The sequence below is a fragment of the Staphylococcus hsinchuensis genome (assembly GCF_038789205.1).
Taxonomy (GTDB): Bacteria; Bacillota; Bacilli; order Staphylococcales; family Staphylococcaceae; genus Staphylococcus; species Staphylococcus hsinchuensis.
This window is the reverse complement of the sequence record NZ_CP128355.1, coordinates 1,063,115-1,077,593: the sequence shown is the minus strand read 5'-3', so window position 1 is coordinate 1,077,593 and position 14,479 is coordinate 1,063,115. Positions and strand designations below refer to the sequence as shown.

Annotated in this window: 10 protein-coding genes and 2 pseudogenes; 6 read left to right on the top strand and 6 right to left on the bottom strand. The window is 33.7% G+C overall.

Annotated features, from left to right (window positions below):
- Positions 1-103 precede the first annotated feature (103 nt).
- Together nrdE and nrdI are read right to left on the bottom strand one after the other, a co-directional pair.
- A complete protein-coding gene (gene nrdE / locus QQM35_RS05330; protein ID WP_251519100.1) occupies positions 104-2,209 on the bottom strand; it encodes a class 1b ribonucleoside-diphosphate reductase subunit alpha in 2,106 nt (701 codons plus the stop codon).
- Positions 2,160-2,570, bottom strand: a complete 411-nt coding sequence (nrdI, locus tag QQM35_RS05325; RefSeq protein ID WP_251519099.1) for a class Ib ribonucleoside-diphosphate reductase assembly flavoprotein NrdI — start codon at positions 2,568-2,570, stop codon at positions 2,160-2,162. The genes nrdE and nrdI overlap by 50 nt, the downstream gene beginning before the upstream one ends.
- 613 nt (positions 2,571-3,183) lie before the next feature.
- On the opposite strand from nrdI, the gene QQM35_RS05320 reads away from it, so the two are divergent.
- The 5 genes and pseudogenes from QQM35_RS05320 to QQM35_RS05300 all read left to right on the top strand — a co-directional run bounded on the left by QQM35_RS05320 (position 3,184) and on the right by QQM35_RS05300 (position 9,204).
- Positions 3,184-4,050 (top strand): DMT family transporter, encoded by an 867-nt coding sequence (locus QQM35_RS05320; protein ID WP_251519097.1) that lies wholly within the window; start codon positions 3,184-3,186, stop codon positions 4,048-4,050.
- 18 nt (positions 4,051-4,068) lie between these two features.
- Entirely contained in the window at positions 4,069-4,569 is a 501-nt protein-coding gene (gene queF, locus QQM35_RS05315) for a preQ(1) synthase (RefSeq protein ID WP_251519095.1), read from the top strand.
- A 213-nt stretch (positions 4,570-4,782) separates the two neighbouring features.
- Positions 4,783-6,297 (top strand): annotated as a pseudogene (locus QQM35_RS05310) (peptide MFS transporter).
- A gap of 343 nt (positions 6,298-6,640) precedes the next feature.
- The gene (locus tag QQM35_RS05305) at positions 6,641-8,149 is read left to right on the top strand and encodes a peptide MFS transporter (RefSeq protein WP_342610576.1); all 1,509 of its coding nucleotides are present in this window, start codon (positions 6,641-6,643) and stop codon (positions 8,147-8,149) included.
- A gap of 110 nt (positions 8,150-8,259) precedes the next feature.
- Positions 8,260-9,204, top strand: a complete 945-nt coding sequence (locus QQM35_RS05300; RefSeq protein ID WP_342610575.1) for a diacylglycerol kinase family protein — start codon at positions 8,260-8,262, stop codon at positions 9,202-9,204.
- 130 nt (positions 9,205-9,334) lie between these two features.
- Here the strand turns inward: QQM35_RS05300 and QQM35_RS05295 are convergent, their stop codons facing one another.
- The 3 genes and pseudogenes from QQM35_RS05295 to QQM35_RS05285 all read right to left on the bottom strand — a co-directional run.
- Complete coding sequence (locus QQM35_RS05295; RefSeq protein ID WP_251519087.1) at positions 9,335-9,871, bottom strand: 5' nucleotidase, NT5C type; 537 nt, start codon at positions 9,869-9,871, stop codon at positions 9,335-9,337.
- A gap of 155 nt (positions 9,872-10,026) precedes the next feature.
- The gene (hisC, locus tag QQM35_RS05290) at positions 10,027-11,082 is read right to left on the bottom strand and encodes a histidinol-phosphate transaminase (protein WP_251519086.1); all 1,056 of its coding nucleotides are present in this window, start codon (positions 11,080-11,082) and stop codon (positions 10,027-10,029) included.
- 164 nt (positions 11,083-11,246) lie between these two features.
- A pseudogene (locus QQM35_RS05285) lies at positions 11,247-11,837 on the bottom strand (glycine betaine ABC transporter substrate-binding protein); the annotation flags it as partial.
- A gap of 50 nt (positions 11,838-11,887) precedes the next feature.
- Here QQM35_RS05285 and QQM35_RS05280 point away from each other — a divergent pair.
- Positions 11,888-12,562 carry an IS6-like element IS257 family transposase gene (locus QQM35_RS05280; RefSeq protein ID WP_031919200.1) on the top strand — a complete coding sequence of 225 codons (675 nt, stop codon included), beginning with the start codon at positions 11,888-11,890 and terminating at the stop codon, positions 12,560-12,562.
- A 127-nt stretch (positions 12,563-12,689) separates the two neighbouring features.
- Here the strand turns inward: QQM35_RS05280 and recQ are convergent, their stop codons facing one another.
- Complete coding sequence (gene recQ / locus QQM35_RS05275; RefSeq protein ID WP_342610574.1) at positions 12,690-14,468, bottom strand: DNA helicase RecQ; 1,779 nt, start codon at positions 14,466-14,468, stop codon at positions 12,690-12,692.
- Positions 14,469-14,479 lie beyond the last annotated feature (11 nt).

Genomic DNA, 14,479 nt, shown 5'->3' with positions numbered 1-14,479 from the left:
TAGTTAACAATGATAGATGAGGCAAGGCCTTAGCACCCAAGAAGCAGTGCATCATCAACCTTAACCTCATTCAAAAAATCGTTTGGCTCACGGTCAATTTATATTAAATTGCACAGCTTGTGCATTCTTCAACGCTTAATAATTTATTTCTAGTGTAATATAGAGATTTTAATCCTTTATGATGTGCGTAAACATATAATCTTGATAATTCACGAGTTGATATTTCTGAATTAACGTAAAGTATCGTTGAAATGCCTTGGTCCACATGTGTTTGAATTGTTGAAATTAAATCAATCAATTTCATTTGATCAGTGTTGAATGCTGATTTGTAATACCACATTGTTTCTGGTGATAAGAATGGCATTGGATAGAATGTTTCAGCATTACCATAAGTACGACGTTCAATTTGGTCCACTATAGGCATTACTGAGCTTGTTGCATTTTGTACGTATGAAATACTTTGAGTTGGCGCAATCGCTAAACGATATGCGTGGAATAGTCCATGTTCTTCAACCTTTTGTTGCAATGCTTTCCAATCTTCTGCTGTTGGGATATCTAAACCATCAAATAATCTAAGTACTTTTTCATATTGTGGTTCGAATGATTGAGAAGTATAGAACTCGAAATATTTACCGTTTGCATAGTCAGACTTTTCGAATCCTTTATATGTCTCTTTACGTGATTGAGCAATTTCCATAGAACGTTCTATTGAATAATAGTTCATCATCATGAAGAACGTATTTGCAAAATCTTTCGCTTCTTCTGATTCATAACCAATTTTATTTTTAGCTAAGTAACCGTGTAAGTTCATAACGCCTAAACCAACAGAATGTAACTCGCTATTTGCCTTTCTAACACCTGGCGCATTTTTAATATCTGCATCATCACTTACTACAGTTAACGCATCCATACCCGTATGCACTGAATCTCTAAATTTACCAGATTCCATGACATTTACGATATTTAGTGACCCTAAATTACAAGAAATATCACGTTTGATTTCGTCTTCAGTACCATAGTCATTAATGATTGAAGTTTCTTGTAATTGGAAGATTTCAGTACATAAATTACTCATTTTAATTTGACCAATATCTGAATTAGCATGAACTTTGTTCGCATTATCTTTAAACATTAAATATGGATACCCTGACTGTAATTGAGTTTGAGCAATCATATTTAACATTTCACGTGCATCTTTTTTCTTCTTCTCGATATTAGGATTTGCGACAAGTTCGTCATAATATTCATCGATATTAATATCGTCTAAAGTCACGCCATATTCTTTATAGATTGTATGTGGTGCAAACATGTAAAAGTCTTTACCTTCTTTTGCTAAATCAAAGAATTTTGAAGGGACGATAAGACCAGTTGAAATTGTAGATAAACGTAGATCTTCATCGGCGTTAACCTTTTTAGTATCTAAGAATTCTTCAACATCGAAGTGGAAGATATTTAAATAAACTGCCCCAGCACCTGGTCTTTGGCCTAGCTGGTCGGCATAACTGAAACCACCTTCAAGTGATTTAGCAACTGGTAATACGCCTTTTGCTACACCTTTTATACCTTTAATTGCTTCGCCACGTGCACGTAGCTTAGATAAGTTAATCGCAACACCGCCACCAATTTTACTTAATTGCTTAGCAGTCGCATCTATAAAGTTGATTGAGTTTAAACTATCGTCAACTTCAAGTAAGAAACATGAGACAAGTTCGCCTCGGCGTGCACGACCTGCATTTAAAAACGTTGGTGTTGCAGGTTGATATCTTTGTTCAATCATCGCTTTAATAAATTGTTTAGCAGTCGCTTTATGACCATTTGCTAAATATAGTGACACGATAACCACATGTTGATTGTAATCTTCTAATAGTTGTTTTTTATCATTCGTTTTTAACGCATAATCTTTGTAAAATTTGCTCGCTGCCATGTAACTTGCAAATTTAAAATCAATGTTTTTTGCAAAATCAGTAATTTCAATAAGGTCTTCTTCTGAATATTTTTCGAACACATCGAAGTAGAAATTATTGTCCACTAAATAATGAAGACGCTCAATTTCAGAATCAAAGAAAATGGTCTTATCTTTAATCTCTTCCATGTATACAGCTAGCGCTTCTTGATCTTTTTCTAAATCGAAAAAGCCATTCTCTTTACGCTTTGTGACTTCATTGTTCAACTCTATATGATTGTATTGTTTCTCGTCCATAACCTTCATTTATGTGCCCCACCTTATCTATAAATTCGCTAATATCTTCGTTAGTGCCTTGAACTTCAAATTTCATTAATAATGGTACTTGAAAGTCTGCTGCAATAGTTCGGCCGGCTTTCGCAAAATTTTGTCCCCAATTGCGATTGCCACTCGCTGCCACAGCTCTTAACAAATCATGATTTACATCTAAAAATGATTGTACGGGTGGCGGGATTTCACCGAATCCTATCGTACCAGTGACCAATATAAAAGGTTCCTTCACACGTTCAGTACAATTCGCTTGCGTAATTTCTAAAGTGTCAGCTATCTCTGTTCGTTGAATAAATCTACGCACATTTCCTGAAAATGAGTAATACGCGACCTTCATTAGACCACCTACTTCCTAAAATTGTCATGATCTTATTCCAAAATATCTATCGTTCAACTTTACGCAAAATCTAAAAATTACACATTGTGCTTAATTATATTAATTTACACAATATATAGAATTACCATAGATATGTATCAATGAAACAATCTCAAATTATATACCAATTTTCATTAAAATTGTCATATTTAAGCATCGTAATAGTGTCTTTTTAATTAAAATTTGATTTATTATAAATAAATTGACCACAAGCTAAAACACAATATCTTGTGATAAGTTTGGGTCATCAACACTATATTATGTGTTTCATTATACATAACTCTTTCTGAGAATTAAAGACATAAAATTGAACTGGTTTGAAAAGATATTTTTAAAAAATGGCACCGAACCACGTGAATAAGCCTTTTGAAAATTTTTTAAATTTTTATTCCCAACTTCAAGCTAAAATTCTTGCAATTTAAAAAACATTATCTTCTGTTATCAACGAACTGAAATAGAACATTTGTTCGCATTTCCATATTATACTACTTCTGAGTTTATTTCAAGGATATACATATTGTATTTCTATGTGCTACTATAGATACGTTAAATTTTAGAAATTGAGGCGATAGTTGTGAATCCTAAAGTAAAAGGAATTATCGCAATTTTAATTTCCGCGATCGGTTTTAGTTTTATGTCAGTATTTTTTAGACTAGCTGGAGATTTACCCGTCTTTCAAAAATCGCTCGCACGAAATTTAGTTGCGATGTTTATACCGTTGTATTTCATATTCAAATATAAACAACCACTTTTCGGTAAGTTGAGTAGTCAACCTTTATTAATATCCAGATCTGCTTTAGGCCTCATTGGTGTATTATTAAATATTTACGCCATTGACCATATGATTTTAAGTGATGCAGATACATTAATGAAGCTTAACCCATTTTGGACAATTTTACTTAGTTTACTCTTCTTAAATGAAAAAATTCGAAAATACCAACTTATAGCAATGATTGTAGCTATATTAGGTATGTTGTTCGTAGTGAAACCAGAGTTTTCTTCTGCTGTGATTCCAGCACTTGGAGGATTACTTTCAGGAATATTTGCTGCCGGAGCGTATACATGTGTTCGTGCGCTAAGTTCACGTGAGGCACCTTACACAATTGTCTTTTATTTCTCATTCTTTTCTATTATAGCATTGATTCCATTTACGATATTTACATTTGAACCAATGTCATGGATTCAAGTGTTATACCTTATTGGTGCAGGTTTATCTGCAGCAATCGGTCAAATTGGTATTACATTAGCATATAGCTTTGCACCTGCAAAAGATATATCCATCTTCACTTACGCTTCTATTATATTTACAGCAATATTTGGATTTATATTATTTAAAGAATCACCAGATTTATTTGCAATATTAGGCTATATTATCATTATTGGTTCAAGCTATTACATGTTTGAGAAAGCACGACGCCAATCTGCTACCACTGAAAAATAAAGTTAAGGAGAGATTTCAATGTCTGAAGGACGCAATAAAGAACAATTAGAAGATATTACACTATTAGGAAATCAAAATAATAAATATGAATTTGATTACACACCTGAAGTATTAGAATCATTCGATAATAAACACCAAGGTCGTGACTATTTCGTCAAATTTAATTGCCCTGAATTTACATCATTATGCCCTATTACAGGTCAACCTGACTTTGCCACTATATATATTTCATACATTCCTCATATCAAAATGGTAGAATCAAAATCGTTAAAATTATATTTATTTAGTTTTAGAAATCATGGCGACTTCCATGAAGATTGTATGAATATTATTATGAACGACCTAATTGATTTAATGGATCCCCACTACATTGAAGTCTGGGGGAAATTCACTCCACGTGGTGGCATTTCGATTGATCCTTACACGAATTATGGACGCCCTAACACAAAATACGAAAAAATCGCAGAACATCGCTTAATGAACCATGACCTTTACCCAGAAAAAATTGATAATCGATAATCACATTTATCAATAATTTTACTCAGGGTATGGGACAGAAATCGAATTTTCTAAAAGTGATATCGTAGTCCCTCTAATTGCCATTGAGGCTGAGACATTTATTTTTGTCTCGGTCTCTTTTAATTTATTTATTCTAATTTCTGCATAAAATTTCCACTTGTTTTTTCAGAATATTCAGTATAAAATTAATCAAACATACATTGGGGGGAGAAGATGAAACAAGTCACATATACACATGAAGAAATAATGGAAAGTACGCCACGAAAAGGTTTTTTCGGTCATCCAAAGGGTCTGAGTACATTATTCGTAACTGAATTTTGGGAACGTTTTAGTTATTACGGGATGAAAGCCATCTTAATCTACTACTTATATTACAGTGTAGCTCAAGGTGGATTTGGATTGAGCGAAGGCGCTGCGATGCAAATTGTATCAATTTACGGTACTTTAATTTATATGTCTGGAATCATTGGTGGTTGGATTGCCGACCGAATTACCGGCACTCAAAATGCAGTGTTTTATGGTGGATTTTTAATTATGTTAGGTCACATATTACTTTCATTACCTAACAATCTAACATTGGTCATGGTTGCTTTAGCAGTAATCATTGCCGGAACCGGCTTACTCAAACCGAACATTTCAACTACAGTTGGGGAACTATACGATCGCAATGACGTGAAACGAGACAGTGCTTTCACGATTTTTTATATGGGAATTAACTTAGGTAGTTTACTCGCTCCACTTATTACTGGTTACCTTCAGACACGCATAAGCTTCCATGCTGGGTTCTTAGCTGCAGCTATCGGTATGTTTTGTGGTCTCGTTGTTTATATTTTAAAGCGAAAAGTCAACCTTGGTCTTGCAGGACGCAATGTACCTAACCCACTGACAAAGCCAGAAATTAAAAAATTGTCTGTCATCACAGTGGCTGTTGTAATTTTATTTTTACTCTATTTATTAATATTACATTTATTCAATGCATTAACTCTAAGCAATTTTAGTTTGCTTGTGACAATACTGGGAATCGTTCTACCGATTTACATTATCATCAACATGTTAGTGAGCAAAGATGTTAATAGAGAAGAACGTTCAAGAATTATCAGCTATATACCACTATATATTACATCTGTAGCTTTTTGGATGATTCAAGAGCAAGGGTCCACTGTTTTAGCAACCTTTGCAGATAAGAAAACGCAATTAGAAATGTCTAAATTAACGAATGGTGCAATTGACTTTTCAATACCTGCTTCATGGGCACAATCTTTAAATCCGATATTTATTGTCATACTCGCACCTGTTTTTGCAGCTTTATGGGTTAAATTAGGGAAGCATAATCCACCAACAGTACATAAATTTGCTTATGGTGTTATCACGGCTGGATTATCGTATTTAATTATGGTCATCCCATTATTAAGTGGCGTCGAATTAGTTAACCCAATTTGGCTCGTTTTAAGTTTCTTATTAATCACTTTTGGTGAGTTATGTATTTCACCTGTGGGGCTTTCTACGACAACGAAATAAGCACCCGTTACATTTACAGCTCGAATGATGAGCTTATGGATGTTAAGTAACGCTACAGCACAAGGTTTAAACGCACAACTTGTCGTCGTATATGAACACATGAAACAAGCAGATTACTTCTTATATTCAGGTTTATTTGCAGTCGCAATTGGTATCATATTATTAATCATTTCGCCAAAAGTAAAACGTGCGATGAAGGGTATTTATTAATTTTATAAAATAGTTTAAGAGGCTAGGACAAAAATAGATGTCTTAGCCTCTTTGTCTATTAATGGGACTACGACATCTCAATTAAAAGATTCGGTTTCTGTCCCACTCTCTTTTATTTCGTATCAAATTAGTGTAAATCGATTAAATATATAAACAGTTATTATATTTATTAACTAATAACACACTTACTTTCTAAATAAATACAAGTCTGTTATGATAAAAACAATAATATAACAGAATATTCTAAATATTGTTATTTTTAGAATATTGTTGAAATTGAAAATATTTACGAGTAAAATACTTTTTATATCTTTTTTGTTTCATTGAATGGGGAGTGATAAAAATGAACAAGAAAGCAACAACTTACGACGAAGCAGTTCAATCAATACCTCAAAAAGGCTTCTTCGGTCATCCTAAAGGTTTAGGTGTTTTATTTTTTGTAGAGTTTTGGGAAAGGTTTAGTTATTACGGCATGCGTGCCCTATTAATCTTTTATATGTATTTTGCAATAAAAGATGGCGGTCTCGGCATGGATAAAACAACTGCACAATCAGTAATGGCAGTCTACGGTGCATTAATTTACATGACTTCCGTATTAGGTGGTTGGATTGCAGATAGAATTACAGGGACACGATTAGCTACTTTATTAGGTGGCATATTCATTATTATTGGACATATTTTTTTAAGTTTACCATTAGCTACAACAGGTTTATTTATCTCTATGTTCTTTATTATTTTAGGTTCTGGTTTAATGAAACCTAATATTTCAAATATCGTCGGTCGCTTATACCCTGAAAATGACGTACGAATCGATGCAGGCTTTGTTATTTTCTACATGTCTGTCAACATGGGAGCGCTAATTGCACCAATCGTATTAAACCAATTCGTAGGGTCAGGTAAATTCCATGGCGGATTTTTAATCGCAGCGATCGGTATGGGACTCGGCTTAATATGGTACTTTATATTTAATAAACGCAACTTAGGTGAAATTGGTTTACAACCGTCTAACCCGCTTAACCAAAGTGAGAAAAAACGTTACGAACTTATTTTCGCTATTGCAATCATAGTTATCGTAGCTATCTTAGGTATTACAGCAGCAACTCATACATTATCGTTCGACATTATTAGTACAACCGTACTCGTACTCGGCGTCGCTTTACCCATAATTTATTTCACAGTTATGATTCGCAGTAAAGAAGTAACTTCAGATGAACGTTCTCGTGTCGTTGCATTTATTCCATTATTTATTTTAGGTGTTTTATTCTGGTCAATCCAAGAACAAGGATCCAATGTTCTAAATATATACGCACTCGAACAAAGTGATATGAAACTGAATTTATTCGGGTGGACAACAGGTTTTGGAGCAGCGTTATTCCAATCTATTAATCCATTATTCATTGTGTTACTCGCACCAGTAGTGTCTATGGTTTGGGCTAAAATGGCCACTCGCCAACCTAGCCTACCTACGAAATTTGTATTAGGTGCAACATTAGCTGGACTATCATACATATTGATAGCAATTGTAGGTTATGCATCTGGTTCAGCACATATTAGCGTAAACTGGGTCATTCTATCATATATTATTTGTGTTATCGGTGAATTATGTCTCTCACCTACAGGTAATAGTAGTGCTGTAAAACTTGCACCAAAAGCTTTCAACGCACAGATGATGAGTTTATGGTTACTTACGAATGCCACTGCGCAAGCTATTAATGGATCATTAGTTAAATTAATTAAACCATTAGGTCAAACCAACTATTTCTTATTTTTAGGTGCTTTAGCAGTCGTTATAAGTATTATCGTCTTGATGTTTGTACCAAAAATTATAAAAGGTATGCGTGGCATAAAATAATTTTTTCAAACTACTATGAATTTCAAAATAAGTTCATAGTAGTTTTTTTGTACTCATTAAGTTAAAATGTGTATACATAAAAATAAAGTTTTAAGGAAATGGTGAAACTATTGGCAAATCATAAATTTAAACATGGTGTGCTTTTTTATCATGAGCATTCCGGTATAAAGGATATATACAGAGGTTTAGGCGACGTTGCAGCTTCACTTACTACATTTTGTAAACACTTATCTATTCAGCTCAGTGAAAATGAAGGAGACATTATTAAATATTGTGAAGAAATCAAAACACAACAATATAGCGATGATGTCGATATCGTATTTATTTTAGGTGGAGACGGAACAGTAAACGAGTTAATCAACGGCGTCATGCAAAACAATTTAGATGTGCCTATTGGCATTATTCCGGGCGGGACATTTAATGATTTCGTGAAAACTTTGAATCTAAATCCACGTCATAAACCTGCCAGCCAACAATTAATGCAATCAGAATTACAAACTTATGATGTAATGAAGATTAATGATCAATATGCCTTAAACTTTGTTGGTATGGGACTCATCGTGCAAAACGCTGAGAATGTACAAGAAGGAAATAAAGATGTATTTGGGAAATTAAGTTACGTAGGTTCTACAATGAAAACTTTACTTAATCCAGAACACTTTGACTATAAAATAACATTTGATGATAAAGAAGTTGATGGAAATACTTCTATGTTAGTTGTAGCAAATGGTCCTTTCATTGGAGGTAGCCGCATTCCATTAACAGATTTATCTCCAAGCGACGGATATTTAAATACATTTATCTTTAAAGAACAAGGTACAAGTGTACTTAATGATATATTCAAACAACGTGATAGTATGAATTGGAACAAAATGACAGACGGTATACAACACGTCTTATCTAAAAAAATCACTATAGAAACCGATCCCCAACAAAAGGAGGATATGGATGGTGAAATCGCGTTAACAACACCATTAGAAATTGAAGTCATCCCTAATGCAATTCAAATCTTAACGTTACCCGAAGAAAAGTTAGAAAATGATGACTTAAATTGATAAATCCACTGAACAGTAGAAAAGGTAATTTCTATTAATTACGTTGAAACGAAAATTTTATAAAAATAGCCACCCTAAAAGATTAATTCAATCTTTTAGGGTGGCTATTTTCTGTAATCGGACAGAGGTTTTACTTACTACCTAAGAAATAGGCTTCGATTTCTTTCCAATTATTCATACGAATAAAACGATCTTCATTTGCATTATGTGCCGCTGAAAACATAATCGAAGTTCCAGTAAAAATACTTAACTGTTTTGGATTATCATCTATTAAGTAATCAGCTTTAACGATATTCTTTCTACCACAAAAGACAAACTGTTGTGGATCTAAGAAAGGAAAATGCTTTCTTAACCAACTGTATTTATCGTCAAATGAAGTTGGTACATCCATTGCTGCTGTAGCGATGTAAATATCATAGTGTTGCGATAACTTTTCAACCACTTCTTGTGCATCTGGCATTACCGACAATTTATAGAAGAAACCAGGTTCTCTTAATAACCCGTTTAAAATGCCTTCATGTTCCGGCATTGCTTGTCTTAACCTTTGGCCTTCAAACATGTCGTATTGCAAGTTTAACTGTTGTCGTCTATTCACGCCTTCGATTAAAGCACCAATAGTATCTGCAAGCACCTCGTCCATATCTATAGCAATAGATTGTCTTGTCATTAATTATTCTACTCCCTTTTTAATTCAACTTTTCCAAAGGCATAGTTATTAAATAGATTGTCACTTTTAAGTATAGCAAATATATTACTGAAACTAAAATGCATTTCTTTAAATAAACAATTGCCTAAAATATTTTAATTAATCTTACTAGTTTATTAAAATTCAAATGACTGAAGCACTTGAATCATTTTTTCATTCTGTTCAGGGTAACCAATCGTCAGACGAATACCTTGTGGAAAGACACGTGTAATACATCCTACCTTCAACAATGCTTCAAACAATGCTTGAGGTTTATCCGTTTTCACATAAATAAAGTTTGTCTGACTTGGGTAGAAATGTTTACTTTCTTCTAACTCGAAGAATTTCTCTCGTTCTTCTGCATTACGGTTTCGAACTTCTTGAATATAACTTTGATCTTTCAGTGCTGCATGTGCTGCATATTCAGATAAACGCCCAACATTAAATGGCGGACGAATGATATTCCATTTTTCAATAGATTCTTGAGCAGCGACAACATATCCAATGCGCATACCTGCTAGGCCATATGCTTTTGAAAATGTACGTAATAAGAATGCATTCTCGAATTGTTGTTGTAATTTGAGCGTGTCAGGAAAATCTTCAGCAGTCGCATATTCTACATATGCCTCGTCAATTAAAACTGGTATTTGTGCAGGAACACGTTCAAGGAACTGTGTTAATTGATTATGCGTCATATAACATCCCGTTGGATTGTTTGGATTACATAACCATATGAGCTTTGTTTGGTCATCTATAGCTTTTAAAATACCTTCTAAGTCGAAGTGTCCATCAGTCAGAGGTACTTGTTCTACATCAGCCGCTTCTACAATCGCGTTATGATAATACTGTCCAAATGTCATTTCACTCGTCACAATCTTATCACCTGGCGTTAACACCGCACGTGAAATCATTAATATCACTTCATCTAACCCTGCCCCAAATAATATACGTGATGGGTCTACATTTAAATGTTCGCTAATCGCTTGTTTAAGGAGTGGTGAGCCTGTTTCGGGATAAAATTGTAGTTCATCCAAATGATTTTGAATGGCTTCTTTAACGTGCGTCGAAGGGCCATAGACATTTTCATTAGAAGCTAATTTATGTAAATCACCTTCAATCTCATATTTATCTTTCAATGCTCTCGGAGATAAACCAGGTTCATAGGCTGATAATTGTTCGATTTGCTGTTTCATAAAATGACGCCCTCCTTAATTTACTGAATTTTCGAAACTTAGTAATTATTATATACCTTATATTTATACGAAATCAATAGCAATTTATTTACCACTAATTCAAAATAACCTAGTATCAATATTTAATGGACGAGCACCATTAATATCAATACTAGGCATTTAGGTCAATCTATTAAATTGTGCTTCTCTAAATACTTTTTCGCAACTTGATATGGGTCTTTGTTTTTCACTGTTACATCGTAATTCATTTTTTGCATATCTTCATTGGAAATTTTGCCAGCTAATTTATTAAGCGGTGCTTTAATTTCTGGATGTTCTTTTAAATATTTTTCTTTAAACATCGGTGCACCTTGATATGGTGGGAAGACGTGTTTATCATCCTTTAATACGACCATATCGTATTGTTTTAATTCGGCATCCGTTGAATAAGCATCAATTAAATTAATATTTCCTTTTTTAACGGCTTGATAACGTAACTTTGGTTCCATTTTTTTAACGTTTGAAACATCCAAGTGGTACGCTTTTTTCACTGCTGGGAAACCATCTTTTCTATCGTTAAATTCCATAGTGAAACCTGGTTTTAGTTGGTCACTCACTTTTTTCAAATCACTTATCGTTTTAATATGGTGTTTCTTGGCAAAGTCCTTTTTCACTGCTAATGCATACGTATTGTTATATTTCATTGGTTTAAGCATAGTCATGTCGTATTTTTTTTGCAGACTAGATTTAGCTTGCTGATACACTTTATCTGGTTCTGTTGCAAAGTTGAATTTATAGTATAATTTAACAAAAAGGAGAACCCTGTATGAACTATTTCAGATATAAACAATTTAACAAAGATGTTATCACTGTAGCCGTTGGCTACTATCTAAGATATGCATTGAGTTATCGTGATATATCTGAAATATTAAGGGAACGTGGTGTAAACGTTCATCATTCAACGGTCTACCGTTGGGTTCAAGAATATGCCCCACTTTTATATCAAATTTGGAAGAAAAAGCATAAAAAAGCTTATTACAAATGGCGTATTGATGAGACGTACATCAAAATAAAAGGAAAATGGAGCTATTTATATCGTGCCATTGATGCAGAGGGACATACATTAGATATTTGGTTGCGTAAGCAACGAGATAATCATTCAGCATATGCGTTTATCAAACGTCTCATTAAACAATTTGGTAAACCTCAAAAGGTAATTACAGATCAGGCACCTTCAACGAAGGTAGCAATGGCTAAAGTAATTAAAGCTTTTAAACTTAAACCTGACTGTCATTGTACATCGAAATATCTGAATAATCTCATTGAGCAAGATCACCGTCATATTAAAGTAAGAAAGACAAGGTATCAAAGTATCAATACAGCAAAGAATACTTTAAAAGGTATTGAATGTATTTACGCTCTATATAAAAAGAACCGCAGGTCTCTTCAGATCTACGGATTTTCGCCATGCCACGAAATTAGCATCATGCTAGCAAGTTAAGCGAACACTGACATGATAAATTAGTGGTTAGCTATATTTTTTTACTTTGCAACAGAACCCATTTAATTCAATTATTTTATTCTCTTATTATATAAGTAGTTTTATACATATTACACTTATATGCTCATTATATTTTCGCTTTATAAGTTTGAATTGTATCTAAAAACTTCGGACAATAATGCTTCAATTTATAGCTTCCGACCCCATCAATAGAAATCATATCTTGTTTAGATTCCGGTTTTCTTTTTGCAAATTCTTCTATCGTATAATCTGAGAAAATACTTACAGGCGCGATACCTAAATCTTCACTCAATCTTTTACGTACTTGGATGAGTTCATCAAATAACACACGGTCAACACCCTCTACTGTATTGATGCTAACGACTTCTTTAGATTTAGGTTTAAATGGTGTCGTAAATATACTTACTTGATCATTGAGTAATGCTTTGACGGAGGTATCACATGTTAATATTTCATCATGCTCATTAAGATAACCTTTAAATCTTAATTCATCAATTAAGTGACTCAGCTCTGAAGTTGTATAATTTTTCATAATACCATGAGTTGAAAGGGTATTGTAATCACAATAACGAATATAATCCGTTTCTTCGCCACGTAACACTTGGATAATTACACTGTAATTCTCTTGTTGATTCATTCGAGCAATACAACTAATAATCATCTTCGCTTCATGGGTCATATCATATGTCTTATTACCTTGAGTACAATTGCTACATTGTCCACATTCAGTTAATTTTTCGTTAGGTTCAAAATAATGAACTAATGTTGCTTCCAGGCATTTCTTCGTTTTCGTATAGAACATCATCTTTGTGAGCTTTTCGCCCATTTTATCTTTATAATCATCATCAGCTTTAGATGAAGAAATAAAGTATTGATGTAAACCGATGTCACGCTCACTAAATAGTAAAATACATTCACTCTTTAAACCATCACGACCTGCACGACCTGCTTCTTGATAATAAGATTCTAAGTCACCAGGCATATTATAATGTATAACGAAACGTACATTTGATTTATCTATCCCCATACCGAAAGCATTCGTTGCTACAACGACGCGTACTCGATCATAAACAAAATCATTTTGAGCGGCTTCACGTTCTTTATTTGATAAGCCTGCATGGTAAATCGTACTATTCACATCTTGCTCAATTAACGCCTCATGTAGTTCTTCAACTTGCTTTCGCGTTGAGCAATAAATTATGCCGGCTTCTTTATCGTGATGCGTAACGTATTCTAAGACAAACTTTTGTCGTTGGTAGGTAGGGTTAACTTGAAATACAAGATTTGGTCGTTTCGTACTTGTTTTTATTTCGTCTTGTTTATCAATATTTAACCGTGCCATTATATCTCTTTGAACTTCAGCCGTTGCCGTAGCAGTTAAAGCTACAACAGTGAAATCTTGAGGCAAAGCAAAGACCTTATCAATAACTTCTTGATAACTCGGTCTGAAGTCATGCCCCCATTTCGAAATACAATGCGCTTCATCAAATGCTACTAAATGAATAGATATTTGCTGTAATAAATGTACAAAATAACCATTATCAAAACGTTCAGGCGCCACATATAAAAATTGAAGTTCCCCTTGCTTCAATTGTGTTTCTATCGTTTGTTGTTCTTTCTTCGTTAAACTGCTGTTAAGGTAGGCAGCGCGAATACCCGTCGCTTTCAATTGATCGACTTGGTCTTTCATTAATGAAATTAATGGGCTAATAACAATCGTTGTACCACCTAACATTAATCCTGGCACTTGATAACAAATTGATTTACCTCCACCAGTTGGTAGTACGCCTAATACATTTTGATGATTCATCACTTTTGTAATTATTTCTTTTTGGCCTGGACGAAACGTGTCGAAACCAAAATAATGCGATAAAGTCGACTCCATGTTTAAAAATC

What these genes read in the sequence shown, in the direction of transcription:
- hisC (WP_251519086.1), bottom strand. Translation starts at nt 11,082, where the DNA reads ATGAAACAGCAAATCGAACAATTATCAGCCTATGAACCTGGTTTATCT.
- QQM35_RS05295 (WP_251519087.1), bottom strand. Translation starts at nt 9,871, where the DNA reads ATGACAAGACAATCTATTGCTATAGATATGGACGAGGTGCTTGCAGAT.
- nrdE (WP_251519100.1), bottom strand. Translation starts at nt 2,209, where the DNA reads ATGAAGGTTATGGACGAGAAACAATACAATCATATAGAGTTGAACAAT.
- queF (WP_251519095.1), top strand. Translation starts at nt 4,069, where the DNA reads ATGTCTGAAGGACGCAATAAAGAACAATTAGAAGATATTACACTATTA.
- recQ (WP_342610574.1), bottom strand. Translation starts at nt 14,468, where the DNA reads ATGGAGTCGACTTTATCGCATTATTTTGGTTTCGACACGTTTCGTCCA.
- QQM35_RS05305 (WP_342610576.1), top strand. Translation starts at nt 6,641, where the DNA reads ATGAACAAGAAAGCAACAACTTACGACGAAGCAGTTCAATCAATACCT.
- QQM35_RS05280 (WP_031919200.1), top strand. Translation starts at nt 11,888, where the DNA reads ATGAACTATTTCAGATATAAACAATTTAACAAAGATGTTATCACTGTA.
- nrdI (WP_251519099.1), bottom strand. Translation starts at nt 2,570, where the DNA reads ATGAAGGTCGCGTATTACTCATTTTCAGGAAATGTGCGTAGATTTATT.